General features: G+C 37.4%; 20 protein-coding genes and 1 pseudogene. 20 read left to right on the top strand and 1 reads right to left on the bottom strand.

Features of this window, described 5'->3' with window-relative positions:
* Positions 1-53: 53 nt before the first annotated feature.
* The 3 genes from M1R56_RS07150 (at position 54) to M1R56_RS07140 (ending at position 2,386) form a co-directional block, all read left to right on the top strand.
* The gene (locus tag M1R56_RS07150; protein WP_006145170.1) at positions 54-566 is read left to right on the top strand and encodes an adenine phosphoribosyltransferase; all 513 of its coding nucleotides are present in this window, start codon (positions 54-56) and stop codon (positions 564-566) included.
* A 192-nt stretch (positions 567-758) separates the two neighbouring features.
* Positions 759-1,703: a homoserine O-succinyltransferase gene (gene metA, locus M1R56_RS07145; RefSeq protein WP_248035350.1), complete on the top strand. Its 945-nt coding sequence runs from the start codon at positions 759-761 to the stop codon at positions 1,701-1,703.
* 8 nt (positions 1,704-1,711) lie between these two features.
* Positions 1,712-2,386: a DnaD domain-containing protein gene (locus tag M1R56_RS07140; RefSeq protein WP_248035348.1), complete on the top strand. Its 675-nt coding sequence runs from the start codon at positions 1,712-1,714 to the stop codon at positions 2,384-2,386.
* Between the two features lie 235 nt (positions 2,387-2,621).
* On the opposite strand, the gene M1R56_RS07135 is transcribed toward M1R56_RS07140, so the two are convergent.
* Positions 2,622-4,073 (bottom strand): alpha-amylase, encoded by a 1,452-nt coding sequence (locus tag M1R56_RS07135; protein WP_248035347.1) that lies wholly within the window; start codon positions 4,071-4,073, stop codon positions 2,622-2,624.
* A 246-nt stretch (positions 4,074-4,319) separates the two neighbouring features.
* Between M1R56_RS07135 and M1R56_RS07130 the strand changes: the two genes are divergently transcribed.
* From M1R56_RS07130 to M1R56_RS07050, 17 genes and pseudogenes are all read left to right on the top strand, one after another.
* A complete protein-coding gene (locus M1R56_RS07130; RefSeq protein WP_248035345.1) occupies positions 4,320-5,483 on the top strand; it encodes a class I SAM-dependent rRNA methyltransferase in 1,164 nt (387 codons plus the stop codon).
* Positions 5,480-6,157, top strand: a complete 678-nt coding sequence (gene aroD, locus M1R56_RS07125; protein ID WP_248035343.1) for a type I 3-dehydroquinate dehydratase — start codon at positions 5,480-5,482, stop codon at positions 6,155-6,157. Before M1R56_RS07130 ends, aroD begins: the two co-directional genes overlap by 4 nt.
* Positions 6,147-7,001, top strand: coding sequence for a shikimate dehydrogenase (locus M1R56_RS07120; protein WP_248035342.1), 855 nt, complete (start codon positions 6,147-6,149; stop codon positions 6,999-7,001). The genes aroD and M1R56_RS07120 overlap by 11 nt, the downstream gene beginning before the upstream one ends.
* Positions 7,002-7,019: 18 nt before the next feature.
* Positions 7,020-8,087, top strand: coding sequence for a 3-dehydroquinate synthase (gene aroB / locus M1R56_RS07115; protein WP_248035340.1), 1,068 nt, complete (start codon positions 7,020-7,022; stop codon positions 8,085-8,087).
* A gap of 9 nt (positions 8,088-8,096) precedes the next feature.
* Positions 8,097-9,263, top strand: a complete 1,167-nt coding sequence (aroC, locus tag M1R56_RS07110) for a chorismate synthase (RefSeq protein ID WP_248035338.1) — start codon at positions 8,097-8,099, stop codon at positions 9,261-9,263.
* A 9-nt stretch (positions 9,264-9,272) separates the two neighbouring features.
* Positions 9,273-10,376 (top strand): prephenate dehydrogenase, encoded by a 1,104-nt coding sequence (locus M1R56_RS07105; protein WP_248035337.1) that lies wholly within the window; start codon positions 9,273-9,275, stop codon positions 10,374-10,376.
* Between the two features lie 11 nt (positions 10,377-10,387).
* Entirely contained in the window at positions 10,388-10,726 is a 339-nt protein-coding gene (locus tag M1R56_RS07100; RefSeq protein WP_248035335.1) for a YlbF/YmcA family competence regulator, read from the top strand.
* A gap of 251 nt (positions 10,727-10,977) precedes the next feature.
* On the top strand, positions 10,978-11,748 hold the full coding sequence (locus tag M1R56_RS07095; protein WP_248035333.1) for a TPM domain-containing protein: 771 nt from the start codon (positions 10,978-10,980) through the stop codon (positions 11,746-11,748).
* Positions 11,749-12,305: 557 nt separating this feature from the next.
* A complete protein-coding gene (gene aroA / locus M1R56_RS07090) occupies positions 12,306-13,589 on the top strand; it encodes a 3-phosphoshikimate 1-carboxyvinyltransferase (RefSeq protein WP_248035331.1) in 1,284 nt (427 codons plus the stop codon).
* A complete protein-coding gene (locus M1R56_RS07085; RefSeq protein WP_248035329.1) occupies positions 13,582-14,058 on the top strand; it encodes a shikimate kinase in 477 nt (158 codons plus the stop codon). The genes aroA and M1R56_RS07085 overlap by 8 nt, the downstream gene beginning before the upstream one ends.
* Entirely contained in the window at positions 14,055-14,903 is an 849-nt protein-coding gene (gene pheA, locus M1R56_RS07080) for a prephenate dehydratase (RefSeq protein WP_248035327.1), read from the top strand. Before M1R56_RS07085 ends, pheA begins: the two co-directional genes overlap by 4 nt.
* Positions 14,900-16,210 carry an LCP family protein gene (locus M1R56_RS07075; RefSeq protein ID WP_248035324.1) on the top strand — a complete coding sequence of 437 codons (1,311 nt, stop codon included), beginning with the start codon at positions 14,900-14,902 and terminating at the stop codon, positions 16,208-16,210. Before pheA ends, M1R56_RS07075 begins: the two co-directional genes overlap by 4 nt.
* 140 nt (positions 16,211-16,350) lie before the next feature.
* Positions 16,351-16,770 (top strand): annotated as a pseudogene (locus M1R56_RS07070) (LicD family protein); the annotation flags it as partial.
* A gap of 44 nt (positions 16,771-16,814) precedes the next feature.
* Complete coding sequence (locus M1R56_RS07065; RefSeq protein ID WP_248035322.1) at positions 16,815-18,029, top strand: CDP-glycerol glycerophosphotransferase family protein; 1,215 nt, start codon at positions 16,815-16,817, stop codon at positions 18,027-18,029.
* A complete protein-coding gene (locus M1R56_RS07060; RefSeq protein ID WP_248035321.1) occupies positions 18,026-18,991 on the top strand; it encodes a glycosyltransferase in 966 nt (321 codons plus the stop codon). The genes M1R56_RS07065 and M1R56_RS07060 overlap by 4 nt, the downstream gene beginning before the upstream one ends.
* 7 nt (positions 18,992-18,998) lie before the next feature.
* Entirely contained in the window at positions 18,999-20,102 is a 1,104-nt protein-coding gene (locus M1R56_RS07055) for a glycosyltransferase (protein WP_248035319.1), read from the top strand.
* A 12-nt stretch (positions 20,103-20,114) separates the two neighbouring features.
* Positions 20,115-21,134 (top strand): sulfotransferase, encoded by a 1,020-nt coding sequence (locus M1R56_RS07050; protein ID WP_248035317.1) that lies wholly within the window; start codon positions 20,115-20,117, stop codon positions 21,132-21,134.
* The last annotated feature ends 26 nt before the right edge of the window (positions 21,135-21,160 follow it).

The following is a 21,160-nucleotide window of genomic DNA, read 5'->3' as shown; positions in this document are numbered from 1 at the left end:
TTCTAAGATTTATGGTATAATAGGGAGTAAAAACTTAAAAAGAAAGAAATGCTATGAACTTAAAAGATTACATTGCAAGTATTGAAAATTATCCACAAGAAGGAATTACATTCCGTGATATCAGCCCTTTGATGGCCAACGGAAATGCCTACAGCTATGCTGTTCGTGAAATTGTTCAATATGCTACTGACAAAAAGATCGATATGATCGTAGGACCAGAAGCGCGTGGATTTATCGTTGGATGTCCAGTTGCTTTTGAGTTGGGAATTGGTTTTGCACCTGTGCGTAAACCAGGAAAATTGCCACGCGAAGTCATTTCAGCTGACTACGAAAAAGAATATGGTGTTGATACTTTGACTATGCACGCAGATGCTATCAAACCAGGTCAACGTGTTCTGATCGTAGATGACCTTTTGGCAACAGGTGGTACTGTGAAAGCAACCATCGAAATGATTGAAAAACTTGGTGGTATCGTAGCTGGCTGTGCCTTCTTGATTGAGCTTGATGAGCTTAAAGGTCGCGAAGCTATCGGAGATTACGATTATAAAGTGCTTATGCATTATTAATGAAAAACAGTCCCTAGGGCTGTTTTCTCTTCATCTGATATAAAAAAAGGCTATATCTAGTTAGAGAAAAACTATAATTGAAAACTATATCTTCTTACAGTATAATAAAGGGAAGGACTTTCGTCAGCTGATTTTTCATTTGACGACTGTATGTTCGTTTGAGCCTAGAATTGATACAGTAAGGAGATTTCCATGCCGATTCGAATTGATAAAAAATTACCAGCAGTTGAGATTTTACGAACGGAAAATATTTTCGTCATGGATGACCAGCGGGCGGCTCATCAGGATATTCGACCACTGAAAATCCTGATTTTAAACTTGATGCCACAGAAGATGGTTACAGAGACTCAGCTTTTACGACATTTAGCTAATACTCCCTTGCAGTTAGATATTGATTTCTTATATATGGAAAGTCATCAGTCGAAAACAACTCGTTCTGAGCATATGGAGACTTTTTATAAGACCTTCTCGGAAGTTCAAGATCAGTATTTTGATGGCTTGATTATCACAGGAGCTCCAGTTGAGCATCTCCCTTTTGAAGAAGTGGATTATTGGGAGGAATTTACTCAGGTCATCGATTGGTCAAAGACTCATGTCTTTTCAACCCTGCATATTTGCTGGGGAGCACAGGCTGGCCTCTACTATCGTTACGGCGTAGATAAACACCAGATGGCTCAAAAACTTTCGGGAATTTATCCTCAGGATGTTTTAAAAGAAGGTCATCTTTTGCTGAGAGGTTTTGATGATTTGTATGTATCCCCTCATTCTCGCCATACAGAAGTCCACAAAGAAGATATTCTAAACAAAACAAATCTAGAGATTTTAGCATCTGGAAAAGAAGTGGGAATCTCTATCCTTGCAAGCCGAGATTTAAGAGAAGTTTATAGCTTTGGGCATTTGGAGTATGATCGTGATACGCTAGCCAAGGAATATTTTAGAGATCTAGATGCTGGTTTAGATCCCCATATACCAGAAAATTATTTCAAAAATGATGACATCCATGAACTTCCTTGTATGCGTTGGAGTTCCTCAGCAGCTCTCTTTTTCAGTAACTGGGTAAATTATGCAGTCTACCAAGAAACGCCTTTTGAGTGGAAGAGTGCAGAAGAAGATGTGTCTCATTTTGGATATTTATAAGAGGAATTATGACATATTTAGATGCTTTCAAATCAGGGAACTTGGTCTTACCAAGTGCTCTGTTCTTAAACTACAATCAACTTTTCTCATCAAGCGATGATTTCTTAGTTTGGCAATTCTTTTACCTACAAAATACAACAGTTTTAGGGGAATTGTCCCCAAGTCAAATCGCTGAGAAAATAGGCAAGCAAGTCTATGAAGTCAATCAAGCGATTTCCAGATTGACAGAAAAAGGCTTACTCCAATATCGTACGATTGAACTCAATGGAGAAATAGAAGTTATTTTTGATGCGACCCTTGCTTTAGAACGTTTGGACCAGCTTTTTGAAAAACAAGAATCAAGCCAAGTGGCACCTGCTAAAAATGATTTGAAAGACTTGGTGGAAACCTTCCAACAAGAACTAGGGCGTCTCTTGAGTCCTTTTGAGATCGAAGATTTAGAAAAGAGTTTGAAAGAAGACGGAACCAGTGCGAACCTAATCAAAGAAGCCTTACGTGAGGCCGTTTTGAATGGAAAGCCAAATTGGAAGTATATCCAGGCTATCCTACGAAACTGGCGTCATGAAGGCATTAAGAGTGTAGTCCAGGTAGAGGCTAAGCGTCAGGAGAGAGAAGCGACTAATCCTCAAAATGTTCAAGTTTCTGCAGATTTTCAAAATGCCATGGATCTTTGGAAAGACTAAATTTAAGTACTGATAATAGAAAAAATGCCTACAGACTAGAAAGAAAATCTAGCTTGTGGGCATTTTTTTTTGTGTTTTATACTCAATGAAAATCAAAGAGCAAACTAGGAAGCGAGCCGCAGGTTGCTCAAAACACCGTTTTGAGGTTGTGGATAGAACTGACGAAGTCAGTAACACATATACGGCAAGGAGAAGCTGACGTGGTTTGAAGAGATTTTCGAAGAGTATTAATTGATTAGTTAGCCAGTCCCCATACACTAAGAGAGCGTTCTGTAACTGGGAAATCTCCATAACCTTCAGCATTGATGGTTACTTGGTCAGGATGGTTACCAAGCAAATCAACAAAGGTTTGGTCAGTCCATTCTTGACCGACGAACATGGTTTTAGAGTTTGCTTGGGCATTAGAAATCACGATGGCAAGTGGTGATTGATTTTCAGCTCCTGAACGGACCCAACCGATACAATTAGGATCATCAAGGTAGTCAATCTGCTCTCCGTAAGCCAAATCTTTTCGGATAGCAAGTAGACGGTCAAGAACATCTTTGAAATCTTGCTGAGCATATTGACCAGAAATACCGTAGTAGTCTCCGTAAAATACACATGGAAGCCCCTGCTCTCGCAAAAGAATGAGGGCGTAGGCTGCTGGTTTAAACCATTCTTCAACAGTAGACTCCAGAGCTTGACCTCGTTGGGTGTCATGGTTATCGACAAAGGTTACAGCTCGGTCTGGATTGAGTTGAACTAGACTATCCTCAAAGATGGTTGTCAAATCATAGTCTTCTCCAGATTTGCTTGCTTCAAAGAGATTTTGGTGAAGGCGAACATCGACAAGATCAAAGCGTTCTTCAATTTTATCGAGGTATTCTAGGTTGGCTTCTTTGTCTGGATTCCAAAATTCACCAAAAACATAAAAATCTTGACCATATTTTTCTTTGATATCGCGAATGAAATTGCGCATAAAGAAAGAGTCAATGTGTTTAACTGCATCCAAACGGAAACCAGATACACCAGTTGTTTCCATAAACCAATCTGCCCAATCGTAGATATTTTTTATCACTTCAGGATGTTTGAAATCTAGATCGGCATACATGAGATAGTCGTAATTGCCATTCTCATTGTCGACTAATTCTTCATGAGCCCAGCCTTTGTTGTCTCCCTGTATCAGATAGATCCCAGATTTACGGCGTTTGGCATCATAGTCAGTTCCAGTAAAGTGGTACCAGTGCCAGTGGAAGTCATTGTAGGTGTTTTGTCGTCCGTCAAAGGTAAAACCAGTCCAGCCATTGATGGTAAAAGGTTCTCCTAGTTCCACAGTTCGATCTTCTGGATCCACTTCGATGACTTGGAAAGATTCTAAATGGTCAGCGGCTGCCTTATGATTTAAGACGATATCAGCCATTGGTTGAATCCCATGAGATTTTAAAGTTTGGATGGCATGAAGATAGTCTTCTTTAAAGCCATACTTGGTACGTACAGTACCTTTCTGATTAAATTCTCCAAGGTCAAATAGGTCATAGACGCCATAACCAACATCCTTTTCATTTGTTGCTTTAAAAGCAGGTGGCATCCAAATGTGACTAATACCTAAGTTGGCTAGATGTTCAGCGTCGTCAGCTAGGCGTGTCCAGTGATTTCCATCGTGGGGGAGATACCACTCAAAATATTGCATTAGGGTTTGATTTTTCATAGTTGATCCTCTTACTTACAGTGATGAGAATTATTGTAGCATAAAGTTAGCTTCTGCGCAAACGTTTGCGTTAGAATTATACTCTTTGAATTTTATGTCTATTTTTCGACTAGAAGTGTTGAAATACTATAAAAGAAAAATAGCAGGACTGATGGGAAGAAAAATTCTCTCAGATAGGGTAAGATGATGGATGAATCAATAGTTTCTATTTTGTGAATTGTCACAAAATTTGTTATAATAGTGTTTATGAATAAAGTATTCGTCAGTAGACGTGTTGAAAAAAAACTAAACCAAGGTCTAGTACTTTTGGAGGAAATTGATTTTCCAGAACTATCTGAAACTGATCAGGAAGTTGAGGTATTTAGTCAAAGCAAGCAGTTTTTGGGCAAGGCTTATTTATCTCGTCAAAATAAGGGGATTGGTTGGTTTGTAACGAACCAGCAGCTTTCTTTTAACCAAAAATTCTTTGAAAGTTTGTTTGAAAAAGCCAAACAAAAACGTTCTTCTTACTATCAAGATGAGTTGACAACTGCCTTCCGTTTGTTTAATCAAGAAGGCGATGGTTTTGGTGGAATGACTTTGGATCTCTATGAAGATTATGTTGTTTTCTCCTGGTATAATTCCTATATCTATGGACTTCGCCAAGAGATTTTAGCAGCTTTTGCTCAGGTTTTCCCTGAAGTCTTAGGTGCCTATGAAAAGATTCGTTTTAAAGGTCTAGACTATGAGTCTGCCCATATCTATGGTCAAGAAGCACCAGAAAATTTTACAGTTCTTGAGAATGGAGTTCTCTATCAAGTCTTTATGAACGACGGTCTTATGACAGGCATCTTCTTGGACCAACATGAAGTGCGTGGTAGCTTGGTGGATGGTTTAGCTATGGGGAAATCCTTGCTTAATATGTTTTCCTACACAGCTGCCTTTTCAGTAGCTGCAGCAATGGGAGGAGCTAGTGAAACAACCTCTGTAGACCTAGCCAAACGTTCGAGAGAACTGTCAGAAGCTCATTTTCATGCCAATGGACTCAGTCTTGACAATCATCGTTTCATTGTTATGGATGTCTTTGAATACTTTAAATACGCTAAACGTAAGGGCTTATCTTATGATGTGATCGTTCTAGATCCACCTAGCTTTGCCCGTAATAAAAAGCAAACTTTCTCTGTAGCTAAGGACTATCACAAGTTGATTTCCCAGAGTTTAGAGATTTTAAATCCGGGAGGTATGATCATTGCTAGCACCAATGCTGCCAATGTTTCCCGTCAAAAGTTCACCGAACAAATCGACAAAGGTTTTGCAGGAAGAAGTTACCAGATTTTAAATAAATATGGACTTCCAGCAGATTTTGTCTATAACAAAAAAGATGAAAGCAGTAATTACCTCAAGGTGATTAGCATGAAGGTAACTAAATGAAATTAGTCGTTTCAGTAATGCCAAAGAATTTAGAAGAAGCACAAGGGCTTGATGCCATGCGTTATATCGATGCAGATATCATTGAGTGGCGTGCTGATTTTCTACCAAAAGAAGCTATTTTACAGGTAGCGCCTGCCATTTTTGAAAAGTTTGCAGGTCGCGAACTTCTCTTTACCTTGCGCACACGTGCTGAAGGAGGAGAGATAGACCTGTCATCGGAAGACTATGTTCAGATTATCAAGGATGTAGCTCAACTCTATCAACCTGAATACCTTGATTTTGAGTATTTTGGTCACAAGGATGTTTTTGAGCAGATGCTAGATTTTCCAAATTTGGTTTTGAGTTACCATAATTTCCAGGAAACTCCAGACAATATGATGGAAATTTTGTCAGAGCTAACTAGCCTAACTCCGAAAGTAGTTAAGGTATCTGTAATGGCACATACAGCACAAGATGTATTAGACCTCATGAATTTCACACGAGGATTTAAAACCCTCAACCCTGAACAAGAATATGTAACGATTTCTATGGGCAAAGTGGGTAAGGTATCTCGTATCACTTCAGATGTAACGGGTTCAAGTTGGTCGTTTGCAAGTCTAGATGTAGCTAGTGCCCCAGGACAAATCTCGCTCTCCAACATGGTAAAAATTCGGGAGATTTTGAATGAAGATTAATGGCTACACACGTCTGGCAGCTGTAGTCGCGAATCCTATCAAACATTCCATTTCTCCTTTCATTCATAATAGTGCTTTTGAGGCAACTCATACCAATGGTATTTATCTAGCTTGGGAAGTAGAAGCTACTGACTTGGCAGAAACAGTTGCTAATATTCGTCGCTATCAGATGTATGGAATCAATCTTTCTATGCCCTACAAGGAGCAAGTGATTCCTTATCTGGATCAGTTGAGTGAGGAAGCTTGTCTTATTGGTGCAGTTAATACAGTTGTGAATCGAGAAGGAACATTAATTGGATATAACACAGATGGCAAGGGATTCTTTAAGAGCTTGCCTTCTTTTAAAATATCAGGGGAAAAAATGGTTTTGTTAGGTGCAGGCGGTGCAGCCAAGGCAATTTTGGCACAGGCAATCTTGGATGGAGTCAGTCAAGTTTCTGTCTTTGTTCGTTTGTCATCCATGGAAAAAACAAGACTTTACTTAGAAAAAATACAGAATGCGACTGGATTTAGAGTAGATTTATTTGCTTTAGAAGATGTTTCTGAACTGCAAGCAAGGATAACTGATTCGGATTTACTGGTAAATGCGACTAGTGTTGGTATGGATGGAACCTCTCAGCCAATACCAACAAGCATCGTTTTACCAGAAAAGCTTTTGGTAGCTGATGTGATTTATCAACCCTTTGAGACACCATTTTTAAAGTGGGCAAGAAACCAGGGCAATCACGCTGTTAATGGCCTAGGCATGTTGCTTTACCAAGCTGCGGAAGCTTTTCAGTTATGGACAGGTAAGGAAATGCCAGCCGATCAAATCTGGGATTTATTAAAACAAAAGTATCAATAAAGAAAAAGGAGACCTGCTATGAAAATCAGAATAGCCCTTCCATATCATCCCTATGATATTCAGATTGAAAAAGGATGCCTGTCTAAAGCAGGAAAATGGTTGCGAGAACTTTGGCAACCACAAAAAGTGGTCGTTGTAACAGATAATCGAGTGGCTTCTCTCTATGCAGAGAAGGTCAAGCTCAGCCTTGAAGACGCTGGTTTTCAAGTAGCTGTTTTTGATTTTTTAGAAGGTGAAGAACGAAAAAATCTGACTACAGTTCAGAAAGTCTATGAATTTTTAGTTAAGCAAGGTTTAACTCGCAGTGACGGCATCGTAGCTTTAGGTGGTGGTGTCGTTGGTGATTTGGCTGGCTTTGTAGCCTCAACCTATATGCGAGGTATTCACTTTGTTCAAATTCCGACCAGTTTGACTGCTCAAGTCGACTCTTCAATCGGTGGTAAGACAGGAGTGAATACTCCTTTTGCCAAGAATATGGTGGGAACTTTTGCCCAGCCAGATGGCGTTTTGATTGACCCAACCGTTCTTGAAACCTTAGGTAAGAGAGAGTTGATGGAAGGAATGGGTGAAGTCATCAAGTATGGCTTAATTGAAGATCCAGAACTCTGGGACTTGTTATCTGAAATGGATGGTTCTGTAGAGAGTATTTTGGAGCATTCAGAAAGTTTGATTGAGCATTCTTGCCAGGTGAAACGCAAGATGGTAGTTGAGGATGAATTGGACAATGGCATTCGTCTATATCTCAACTTTGGTCATACAATCGGCCATGCTATTGAAGCAACTGCTGGCTATGGACGTGTCATGCATGGCGAGGCAGTAGCGATGGGAATGGTTCAGGTCTCTAAAGTAGCCGAACAAAAAGGCCTCATGCCAGCTGGAATCACTCAGTCTATCCGAGAAATGTGTCAGAAATTTGGGCTTCCTGTGGATTATGAAAACTGGGATGTTGATAAGCTTTATCAGGCTTTGACTCATGATAAAAAAGCGCGTGGTAACACCATGAAATTAGTTCTGGTACCAGAGCTTGGTTCAGCTACTATTCACCCCGTCTCACTCGAAGAAATGAAAGATTACTTGGTAAAATAAGGAGAATGTATGAGATATTTAACAGCAGGAGAATCACACGGTCCTCGTCTGACAGCAATTATTGAAGGAATCCCAGCAGGCCTTCCTTTGACTACCGAGGATATCAATGAGGATCTCAAACGTCGCCAAGGTGGCTACGGCCGTGGTGGCCGCATGAAGATTGAGAGTGATCAGGTTGTCTTTACTTCTGGCGTTCGCCATGGGAAGACGACAGGGGCTCCCATTACCATGGATGTCATTAATAAAGACCATCAAAAGTGGCTTGATATCATGTCTGCCGAGGACATTGAAGATAGCCTTAAAAGTAAACGAAAAATCACTCATCCTCGCCCAGGTCATGCCGACTTGGTAGGGGGGATCAAATACCGCTTTGATGATTTGCGAAATTCCCTGGAACGTTCATCTGCCCGTGAAACGACTATGCGGGTGGCAGTTGGGACTGTGGCTAAACGTCTATTGGCTGAGCTTGATATTGAAATTGCCAACCATGTTATTGTCTTTGGTGGCAAGGAAATCGATGTTCCAGAAAACTTAACAGTTTTAGAGATTAAAAAACTGGCTGCTCAATCAGAAGTTTCTATCGTTAACCAAGAACGTGAGCAGGAGATCAAGGATTATATTGATCAGATTAAACGTGATGGAGATACTATTGGTGGTGTTGTCGAAACAGTTGTGGGTGGTGTTCCTGTTGGTCTGGGTTCTTATGTTCAATGGGATCGCAAACTAGATGCGAGACTAGCTCAAGCAGTTATTTCAATCAACGCCTTTAAGGGTGTGGAGTTTGGACTAGGCTTTAAAGCAGGTTATCTCAAGGGTAGTCAAGTCATGGATGAAATTCTCTGGTCTAAAGAAGAAGGCTATACTCGTCGAACGAATAACCTTGGAGGTTTTGAAGGTGGCATGACCAATGGCCAACCGATTATTGTTCGTGGGGTCATGAAACCAATTCCGACTCTCTATAAGCCATTAATGAGTGTCGATATTGAAACCCATGAGCCTTATAAGGCAACGGTGGAGAGAAGTGATCCAACCGCTCTTCCAGCAGCAGGTGTTGTTATGGAAGCAGTTGTAGCAACAGTTTTAGCCCAAGAAATTCTAGAGAAATTCTCTTCTGATAATCTGGAGGAATTAAAAGAAGCTGTTGCTAAACATCGGGAGTATACAAAGAATTATTAAGGAGTTCTTATGGCTAAAACCATCTATATCGCAGGATTGGGTTTGATTGGTGCTTCCATGGCACTCGGAATCAAGCGGGATCATCCTGATTATGAAATTTTAGGATACAATCGTAGTCAAACGTCTAGAGATATTGCCTTGGAGAGAGGAATGATTGACCGTGCGACGGATGATTTTGCCAGTTTTGCTCCACTAGCGGATATTATTATTTTGTCACTTCCTATCCAGCAAACACTTGATTTTATCGAGAAGTTGGCAAACTTGGATTTAAAGGAAGGTGTCATTATTTCCGATGCTGGCTCGACCAAGTCAGCTATCGTGGCTACAGCTGAGAAGTGTTTTGCTGATAAGTCTGTTCGCTTTGTCGGGGCCCATCCCATGGCAGGAAGTCACAAGACAGGAGCGGCTTCTGCCGATGTTAATCTCTTTGAAAATGCCTACTATATCTTTACGCCTTCGAGTCTGACAACTCCAGATACGCTTGAAGAAATGAGAGACTTGCTGTCAGGTCTTCATGCTCGTTTCATTGAAATCGATGCTGAAGAGCATGATCGAGTGACTTCTCAGATTAGTCATTTTCCGCATATCTTAGCATCAGGCCTGATGGAACAAACTGCAAGTTATGCTGCGGAGCATGAAATGGCTCGACGCTTTGCGGCAGGTGGTTTCCGTGATATGACTCGGATTGCTGAAAGCGAGCCAGGTATGTGGACTTCTATCCTCTTATCCAATCGGGAGACCATTGTTGAACGCATCGAGGACTTCAGGGGCCGTTTGAACGAGATTGGACAAGCTATCAGTAAGGGTGATGAAAACCAAATATGGAATTTTTTCAATCAAGCGCGTGAGCAACGTCAGGCTATGGAAATCCATAAACGCGGAGGAGTAGATAGCTCATTTGACCTTTATGTAGATGTTCCCGATGAGGAAGATGTGATTTTACGCATCTTGGAATTGCTACGTGGAACTTCTTTGGTCAATATCCATATCAATGAGGAAAACCGTGAAGATATTCACGGGATTCTACAAATTTCATTTAAAAATGCTCAAGACTTGGAACGAGCCGAGCACCTCATAACAGAAAACACCGACTATACAGTCGTTGTCAAATAAGGAGGACAATTATGTCAAATATTTATGATAGTGCAAATGCACTAAGTCGTGGACTACGCGAATTGCCAGAATACAAGGCGGTTAAAGAAGCCAAGGATGCCATCCAAGCGGATGCAGAAGCAAGCAAAATTTTTGCAGATTATATTGCTTTTCAACATGAAATCCAAATCATGGCACAAACTGGTCAAATTCCAGATGCTTCTTTCCAAGAAAAAATGGAAAGTTTTGGCAAGCAGATTCAAGGTAACTCTCTCTTGTCAGAATTCTTTGCCAAACAGCAACAACTTTCTATCTACCTTTCTGATATTGAAAAAATTGTCTTTGAACCAATTTCAGAATTGCTAAAATAAAAAAATATTTTGTTTATGATTTATCGGCATTTCTCAATCGTATTTTTATTATCGGTAACTACTGTATAAGCTAGAATTATTAGCCTGGTCTGTTTAATAATGACTGTGGAAATGATTGTCTTTACTAATAAACAAAATGCAAAACAAATTTGAAAGTTTCTAACTATAGAGCTGAGTTAATTGGAGCAGAGAAAGATGCAAAGTTTATCCCTAAAATCAATTTAACTGATTAGTCTTGTGGGGGATCTCCTATGAAAAAGTTAATTTTACTCTTAATTATCCCTTTATTCTTTTTTATGCCGCTAGTGGCGGCTAATATAGCTGTTCCAGATCGGCCTTTAAATGGGATATACGATCCTAATGGTTATTTAACCACTAGTGTTGCAGAAACGTTAGAGAGTATGAATGCTGGAAGTGAAACCCAAGTAGGTATTTACATTATAGATACCCTGGACGGTTCCAGTATCGAAGAGGTAGCCAATGAGGTTGCACGCAAATGGAAAATTGGGAAACAAGATTCCAACAGTGGAATTTTAATCGCTATTGCTATAAAGGATAGGAAGTTTCGTATTGAAACATCCAATGAAGCAGCAATTTGGCTTACTGACTCGAAGGCCAGTTCTTTACTAAATGATTCGAAGCCTTACATGAAAGAAGGGAAATATACTGATGCTCTTAACAGAATTCTAGTAGGTATCTCTAAAGCCGAATCTGGGAAAGCTGAAATCATAAACAAGAAAGAGAATAAGAATACTCAGCTTCCAAAAATCTATGAAAAATCATTAAAAAATAATGAAGGCCTTAGTAAGTATTTCGATTACATTCCGTTTCCGATATTGTTCTATCTAATGTTCTTTCTTTTACTGAGTTTAGTAACGTGGTTCAGGTACTTAAAAAGATGTCGCTTTTCTAAGTATGAGTATGAGGGAAAGGGGAAGCTATATCCAGATTTTCCTGACTTTGTACCTAACGATACGTGGACTGAAGAACGTAAATCTTACTATAAAAAAATAAGCGTTTAATTAGGTCTCAGTATAACTACACAGGAGATAACAAACTCTATCCAGACTCAAAAGGTTTTTTACCTAATGATACTTGGACTACATTACTGATAGAAGAATACTACGCAGAAGTTAAAAGAAAGAACTAGATAGGCTGAACCGCTCTCAATACTCTTATAATGGGAAGGGAAAACTCTATCCAAACGATAAAGATTTTGTGAAGAATGCTTCTTGGACTTCCGAGCTCAAAAAAAGCTACTATGCTTCACAAAGAGTACAGTCAAGTTCTTATGGTAGATTAGATTCTTCTACATCTAGATATGATACTAGTAGTTCTAGTTCATCTTGGTCTTCAAATGATTGGGATGGCGGTGGATTTGATGGTGGTGGCTCTTCAGATAGCTGGTAAATTGAAAATGAAAAAGAATTGCTATTAAAAAGCTTCAGGTTGAAATAAATCAAAAAGGTAAAAGTCTATTGAAAAAATATTATTAACTATCATAAAGTCAGGAATTTTTAAGAAATTTCTGACTTTTTATGATAAAATAAGAAAAAGTATTGTCAGTATGAGGTCTAGTATGAAGTTAAAAACAAACATTAACCACTTGAACGGTAGTATTCGAGTACCAGGTGATAAGTCTATCAGTCATCGCTCTATTATTTTTGGAAGTTTGGCTGAAGGTGAGACTAAGGTTTATGATATCTTACGTGGTGAAGATGTTCTATCAACTATGCAAGTTTTTCGTGACCTCGGTGTTGAGATAGAGGATAAAGACGGTGTCGTTACCATTCAAGGTGTTGGGATAGATGGATTGAAAGCCCCTAAGGACGCTCTCGATATGGGGAATTCTGGGACCTCTATTCGTTTGATTTCAGGTGTCCTTGCTGGTACAGACTTTGAAGTAGAGATGTTTGGAGATGACAGTCTTTCTAAACGTCCTATGGACCGTGTGACCCTTCCTTTGAAAAAAATGGGAGTTAGCATTTCTGGTCAGACAGAGCGAGACTTGCCACCGTTACACTTAAAAGGAACAAAAAACTTAACACCTATTCATTATGAATTGCCGATTGCCTCTGCTCAAGTCAAGTCAGCCTTGATTTTTGCAGCTTTGCAGGCTCAGGGCCAGTCTGTCATCATTGAGAAGGAGTGCACTCGTAATCATACAGAAGATATGTTGCGTCAATTTGGCGGAGACTTGAGTGTCGATGGTAAGAAAATCACTGTCCAGGGACCACAGAAACTAAGTGGACAAAAGGTTGTCGTTCCAGGAGATATTTCTAGTGCAGCCTTTTGGTTGGTGGCAGGTTTGATTGTTCCAAATTCTCATGTGGTACTTAAGAATGTCGGTATTAACGAAACACGTACAGGTATTATCGATGTCATCCGTGCTATGGGTGGCAAATTAGAGATTACTGATATTGATCCAATTGCTAAGTCTGCAACCTTGACTGTTGAAACTTCAGATTTGAAGGGAACAGAGATTGGCGGAGCCTTGATTCCGCGCTTAATTGATGAATTACCAATTATCGCTCTCCTTGCTACCCAAGCTCAAGGGCAAACGGTCATCAAAGATGCTGAAGAACTTAAAGTCAAAGAGACAGACCGTATTCAGGTTGTTGCAGATGCTTTAAATAGCATGGGAGCAGCGATTACTCCTACAGCAGACGGCATGATTATCGAAGGGAAATCTGCTCTCCATGGAGCTAGAGTCAATACCTTTGGTGACCACCGTATCGGCATGATGACAGCCATTGCAGCGCTTTTAGTGGCAGATGGAGAAGTTGAATTGGATCGTGCAGAAGCCATTAATACTAGCTACCCAAGCTTCTTTGATGATTTGGAGACTTTGATTCATGGCTAAGGTTTTACTAGGTTTTATGGGTGCAGGAAAATCAACTATTGCTAGAGGATTAGATCCTGACTTTGTAGACATGGATGCCTTGCTTGAAGACCGACTGGGGATGCCAATTGCTCGTTTCTTTGAAGAAAAAGGAGAAGCAGCCTTCCGTCAGATAGAAGAAGAAGTTTTGGCTGACCTACTAAAAATGGACCAAGTCGTGTCTACTGGTGGTGGGGTGGTCATTTCTCAGAAAAATCGTGCCTTGCTAAAGCAAAATCCAGACAACATCTATCTTAAAGCAGATTTTGAGACCCTTTACCAGCGAATTTCAGCTGATAAGGACAATCAACGCCCACTATTTCTGAACAATAGCAAGGAAGATTTGGCTGCAATTTTTAATGAAAGACAGACTTGGTATGAGGAAGTGGCTAGTAAAGTTATCGATGTGTCCAAGCTAAGCCCAGAGGAAATTATAGAGGAATTGAGATGAAAATTGCCTATCTAGGTCCCAAAGGATCTTTTTCGCACCATGTTGTGCAGACGGCTTTTCCACATGAGGAACTAGAGCCTTTTTCAAATATTACGGACGTTATAAAGGCCTATGAACAGGGAATGGTAGACTATTCAGTAGTTCCAGTTGAAAATTCCATTGAAGGTAGTGTTCATGAAACCTTGGACTATCTTTTCCATCAGGCTCGCATTCAAGCTGTGGCAGAGATTGTTCAGCCAATCCATCAACAGCTGATGGCAGTGCCAGGGCAATCTAAAATTGAGAAAATCTTTTCTCACCCACAGGCCTTGGCACAGGGGAAGAAATTTATTGACGAGCATTATCCAGATGCGCAACTAGAAGTCACTGCCAGTACAGCCTACGCTGCGCGCTATGTTTCTGAGCATTCTGATCAACCATTTGCGGCGATTGCTCCAAGAAGTTCTGCAGAGGAATATGGTTTAGAACTCATCACTCAAGATATTCAAGAAATGGAAGCCAATTTTACTCGTTTTTGGGTTTTGGGACCTAACTTACCACAAATTCCCTTGAGTCCAGGTTCTGAAAAGATGAGTCTAGCTTTGACTTTGCCAGATAATCTTCCAGGTGCATTATATAAGGCACTTTCTACCTTTGCTTGGCGAGGAATCAACTTGACTAAAATTGAGAGTCGTCCTCTAAAAACAGCCTTGGGAGAATACTTTTTTATCATTGATGTGGACTATGCTGATAAAGAACTGGTCCATTTTGCTCAAAAAGAACTAAAAACGATTGGGATCCACTATAAAGTACTAGGTGCTTATCCTATCTATACCATACAGGATAAAGGAAAGGAGAAGGAATGACTAGAGAGAATCCTTTGACACACCATGAAAAACTGAGATATGACTATCTTTTGAAAAATATTCATTATTTGAATGAGAAAGAAAAGAGAGAATTTGACTTTTTACATGCTAAGTTAGAAGGTCAAAAAGATTCAGCGGAAGTTTTCAATCCAGAAACCAAAGAACAACTTCTTTCAGACTCTGGTATCGACCTGCCAACCTATGCTAATCGTAGTCGCTCTAGCCGCCGTAGTAGTGGAGCTCAACTGGAAACGAAGGCTAAGAAGCCAAAGAAAAAAAGAGGTTTTCGTTTTAAACGCTTATTTGCTTGGTTAGGGATGTTATTGCTTTGTGTAGCAGTTGGAATGATCGTCATGTTCTTAAAGGGATTCCAATCGGCAAATCCTAATAGCTCAAATGGGTCCAAAGATGCCAAAGCTGCTCAGGTTGAGGTTTTTAATGGACAGGATACCCGAGATGGTGTTAATATTCTTATTTTGGGAACAGATGGCCGTATCGGACAGAATAGTTCAGAAACACGGACGGATTCTGTCATGGTTCTGAATGTTAGTGGTAAAGATAAGAAGCTTAAGCTGGTTAGTTTTATGAGGGACAACCTAGTTTATATCGATGGATATAGCCAAGTTATTAACGGTCAAAAACAGACCGACCATAAATTAAACTTGGCCTACGAATTAGGGGAACAAGAAGGTAAACAAGGAGCTGAAATGGTCCGCAAGGTCCTCAAGGATAATTTTGATCTAGACATTAAATATTATGCCCTTGTCGATTTCCAAGCCTTTGCGACTGCCATTGATACGCTCTTCCCTGATGGTGTGACCATTGATGCTCAGTTTTCAACTCTAAACGGGGTCCCAGTTACAGAAGCGACTGTAGGAGATGACTTGCACGCAACGGAAACTGAGTCACCGACTCAAACCATTAAAGTAGGAAAACAACAGATGAATGGTTCGACTCTTCTTAACTATGCACGTTTCCGTGATGATGATGAAGGGGATTATGGTCGTACTCGTAGACAGCAACAAGTCATGACTGCTGTTTTACAGCAAATTAAAGATCCGACAAAACTTTTCACAGGCTCAGAAGCACTAGGAAAAGTATTTGCCATGACCTCTACAAATCTTCCATATACTTTCTTATTGACCAATGGCTTATCAGTTCTTGAAGGAGGTCAGAATGGTATTGAAAGATTGACAGTTCCAGAACTTGGAGACTGGGTAGACGACTTTGACGTATACGGTGGTCAATCCCTTCGAGTGGATCAAAAAGCTTACCAAAATAAATTGGCCCAAATGGGATTTAGATAAAATATAAGATGAATCAGAGCTTGAGATACCTATGGAAATAGTTATCTTGGGCTTTGATTTTTCACATGGTCAGATGGATTTATAAACTATTTTTATGGTATAATAGAATGATGTATTCTATAGAAGAGGAAGAGAATGAGATGAGTGATTTAAAGGCAATTCAAGCTCGTAGCCTAGAGATGGCTGAATATTTTGTCGCCTTTTGTAAAGAACACGGATTGCTCTGTTATTTGTGTGGTGGAGGAGCTATTGGCGCTCTACGAAATAAAGGTTTTATCCCTTGGGATGATGATTTAGACTTCTTTATGCCCCGCAAGGATTATGAAAAATTAGCAGAGCTATGGCCTTGTTATGCGGATGAGCGTTACTTCCTATCAAAAAGTGATAGAGACTTTGTTGACCGCAACCTCTTTATCACTATTCGAGATAAGGCAACAACTTGCATCAAGCCTTACCAACAAGATTTGGACCTCCCACATGGCTTGGCTCTGGATGTTCTTCCCTTGGATTATTTTTCCAAACATCAGATTTTTGCTCTAATAAAAAAGAGAATAAGTTGGAAATTTTCATTAAACTATAAGCACGTATATGAGGAGGTACTAAGATGAGTAGAAATTTTTTTGAAAAATTAAGATTAATTTCTATAAGAGATATTATTTCGCTTATATTTATTTTTCCTATAGCCTATGTTATTTCTCTTTTCTTTAGACGCAAGAATAAGAATCTAATACTAATATGTGAAAGTGAAAAAGAAGCTAGAGATAATGGCTATTGGTTGTTTAAATATATTAGAGAAAATCACCCAGAGGAAAATGTAATATATGTTATTGATTTGAAATCTCCTGATGCTCAAAAAGTCAAAGAGTTAGGAGAATGTATACAGTATTGGTCTTTGAGACACTGGATTTATTATTTAAGTGCAGGAGTAAATGTAAGTACACAAAAAGCGGGAAACCCTAATGCAGCTGTTTTTAATCTTATGGAAGTATATTTAGGATTAAAAACCAATAAAGTATTTTTACAACATGGAATAACAGTTTCAGATGCTAAATGGCTATATTATGAAAATACAAAGATGCGTGGCTTTATATGTGGAGCAGAACAAGAGTACAAGGAAATAGAGGAAAAGTTTGGTTATCCTAGTGGGTATGTAAAATATTTAGGTTTTCCTAGATTTGACAACCTCCATAATAACATTGTAAAAAATAATCAAATTCTTGTAATGCCTACATGGAGAGAATGGTTAAACCTAAATACTAAAGCTAGAACTAGCTTTAATGAAGGCAGTATTTTTACAGAAAGTGAATATTTTAAAAAATGGAATGAGTTTTTATTAAGTAAGGACCTAAAAACTTTTTTAGAAGAAAATGACTTAACGTTAATTTTTTATCCGCATAGAAATATGCAAAATAATTTACAAGAATTTCAAACTTCTTCGGATAATATAATATTGGCAGATTGGAAAAAATATGATATACAAGAATTATTAAAAGAGTCAGCTTTTTTAATTACAGATTACTCAAGTGTATTTATGGATTTTGCTTATATGAGAAAGCCAGTTTTGTTTTATCAATTTGATTATAAAAAATTTAGGGAGGGTCAGTACGAAGAAGGATACTATGATTATAAAGATGGCTTCGGAAAATCAATAGATACCCTAGATGAATTAATATCAGATATTCAAAAACAATTTAATAATAAGTGGATCCTGGAAGATAGATACAAAGAAAAAATTGAAAAGTTTTTTAGAATATACGATGACAGAAATTCTAGAAGAGTATATAGATTTATAAAAGAGATAATAGGAAAAAAAGAATGAAATTAACAATAGGCATACCAGTATACAACGGAGAAAAATATATATCCCGTTGTATAGATTCTATACTCAAAGAGTATGAGAAAGCAAAAGAAAACATAAAGTTAGAATTATTAATAGTAAATGATGGTTCAAAAGATAATAGTAAAACAATATTAAAAGAGTATAGTGAAAAAATATCCCAGATAAAAGTAATAACACAAACCAATTCAGGTTTAGCTCATGTAAGAAGAGTAATTCTAGAAGAAGCTAGTGGAGATTATCTATGGTTTGTTGATGTAGATGATGAGATAGATGAAGGGGCAATAGAATTTATAGCTAATCAAAAACTAGAAGAAGTAAATATATTTGATTATCGAGTAGGATATGAGAATAGTAAACTAGAGACTATAAGTATGGGAATACAAGAAAATACGATACTTATTCCTAATACAGAAAAGAAACTTTTTACTCTTCCAAATGCTGTTTGGCATTATATATATGATTTAGAATTTTTAAGAAAAACTAAAGTAACCTTTAAAAGTGGCTATTTATATGAAGATTTTGAGTTTGTAGCAAAACTATGGCCTAATGTAAGTAGAGCAAAATATTTTAATTATAGTATATACAAATATTATTTAACAGAAGGTTCTATTATGCGTGGTGGCACTGCTATAAATAAAATAAGAGATATAGAAATTATGGTAAAGAGTGTAGAAGAATACTATGCAGAAAATTATCCAGGAGAATATAAAGAAGAGTTAGAATATTTTAACTGGTACCATATTTTATACGGAGGATACGCAAATATCTTAAGAATAGATGAAGCCTCTCCTCTATTAGACGAATATCTAAAAAAAGTTAAAATTAAATATCCAAATTGGATAAAAAATAAATATTTAAAGAGTCAACCTTTAAAGAGAAAAATACTAATGTATTTGATAAAATATAATCAAAAAAAAATAGTGAAAAAACTTTTGAAATAGGTGAGATATGGATAAAAAGAAAATTTTGTTTATAACCTGGTCTTTTAGTATGGGGGGCGGAGCTGAAAAAATTCTGGAAAATATTTCAAAAGGCCTAAGCGATGAATATGATATTGATGTTTTAGAGATAAATCATCATGGTATTGTAGTGAGTGACGATGAAAATATTAATGTATTAGAACCTGTATTCAAAAATTTAGAAAATACTAGTCTTTTTAAAAGTATTAAATGGAAGCTGTTCTTGTTCTTTCCAAAATTTTTTAGAAATAGAATAACTCGAAAAAAATACGATTATGAGATTGCTTTTAATTATCTTTATCCAGTTTATTTACTTAATGATGATGTGAAAACAATATCGTGGAATCATGGAACAATTTATAATTTGCAAAATCATAAAATATCTAGGATTAGACAAGGTAAAAAACTAAGATCTGTTAACAAAATAATAGCTATTTCAGAAAAAACAGAAGAATCCATCAAAGAAATTTATCCTGAGTATAAGAAAAAAATAGAACTAGTATATAATGGATATGATTTTAATGATATCAATGCTAAATCTCTTGAAAATGCGGAAATTAAATTTGAAGAGGATAGTCTTATCTATATAGGACGAATAGAAGAATCAAAGGGCATAAAGAGACTGTTAGAAGTTTTTAAGAATGTGGTTGAAAAGATTCCCGATAAAAAATTATATCTATTAGGCAAAGGAGATTTAGAGGAATATGTTAGTAAATTTATACATGATAATAAGTTAGAGAACAATGTTTTTATGTTGGGCTATGTTAAAAACCCGTATCCATACATAAAAAAATCCTCTTATGTCATTTTATTATCAGAAGCAGAGGGCTTTCCTACCGTTTTAGTCGAAAGTTTAGCTTTGGGAAAGGGATTCATTAGTACACCTGTAGGGGGAACAACTGAACTATATAATTCTCAAAAATGTGGCTTTGTTTCAGACAACAATGAAGAAATTACAAATTATATTTTAGAAGAACTTAGTAAAAATAAGGAAAATAGAATAATTAAGTCGGAAGTGTGTAGAGAACATGTAGATAAATTTTCCTTGGATAAACAAATTGCTAGTATAAAAAAAATCATTAAAGAATTATAGGATGATAAAAATATGGATAAAATCATAGTTCCTATGAGTTATATGGGAAGTGGATCTTCTGCTGTGACAGATTTATTAAAAGAATATGAAGGAATAAACACAAAAAATTCAGACTTTGAGTATGTATTCTTATATGCACCCGATGGATTATTTGATTTAGAATATAAATTACTATATAATAATAATGCTATAAGAAGCGATGAAGCCATAAAGAATTTTAGAAAACTCATGGAAAAGTTGTATCATTATGATGGTTGGGGAATAGCTGATTATAAAGATAAAATATCGCATAACTTCATGAATGTGGTAGAATCTTATTTGGATTCTATAATAACTAGTAAATATCAGGGGATTTGGTATTATCATCAAAAACCTTCAAAAATTGCCTGGCTTATGAGAGTTATAAAGAGAATTATCTTTAAAAAGACAACAAAGCCAAAACAAGTGCAATTAGAAATGAGTATGGTAGCGTCGGATGATTTCTATGAAAAAAGTAGAAAATTTATTTTGAATGTAATAAAAGAAATTTCGGATAAAGAAGAGTATATAGTCCTAGATCAGCTTTTATTGCCCCATAATCTTAATATAATTGATAATTATAAAATTGAAGAGTTATTTCCAATAATAATTTCTAGAGATCCTCGGGATGTATTTATAATGAATAAATACTTTTGGAAGCCAAGAAATCAAGAGGTGCCATATCCAACCGATGTTAAGGAATTTTGTAATTATTACAAAATGATGAGAGAAAATGAGAAAAAAACAAATACTTTAGCATTACGATTAAATTTTGAGGATTTGGTTTTGAATTATGAGGAAACAAAACAAGATATAGAAAATTTCATCGGTATAGATTCTGTCCATCATAAAGCAAAGTTTGAGTATTTCAACCCAGCTATTTCTGTGAATAATTTACAAGTTTACAATAGAGATGATAAATACAGGGAGGAAGTAGAAATGATAGAGTTAGAATTATCAGAGTACCTATATAATTTTAAGAAACGTATTGTTTCTACTGGGGATGTTTTTTAATTACCGTGTAGAGGAATGAGGTGAGT

Origin of the sequence: Streptococcus sp. oral taxon 431 (assembly GCF_023115445.1) — a bacterium.
Classification (GTDB): domain Bacteria; phylum Bacillota; class Bacilli; order Lactobacillales; family Streptococcaceae; genus Streptococcus.
This window is presented reverse-complemented; position numbering and strand designations above follow the sequence as displayed.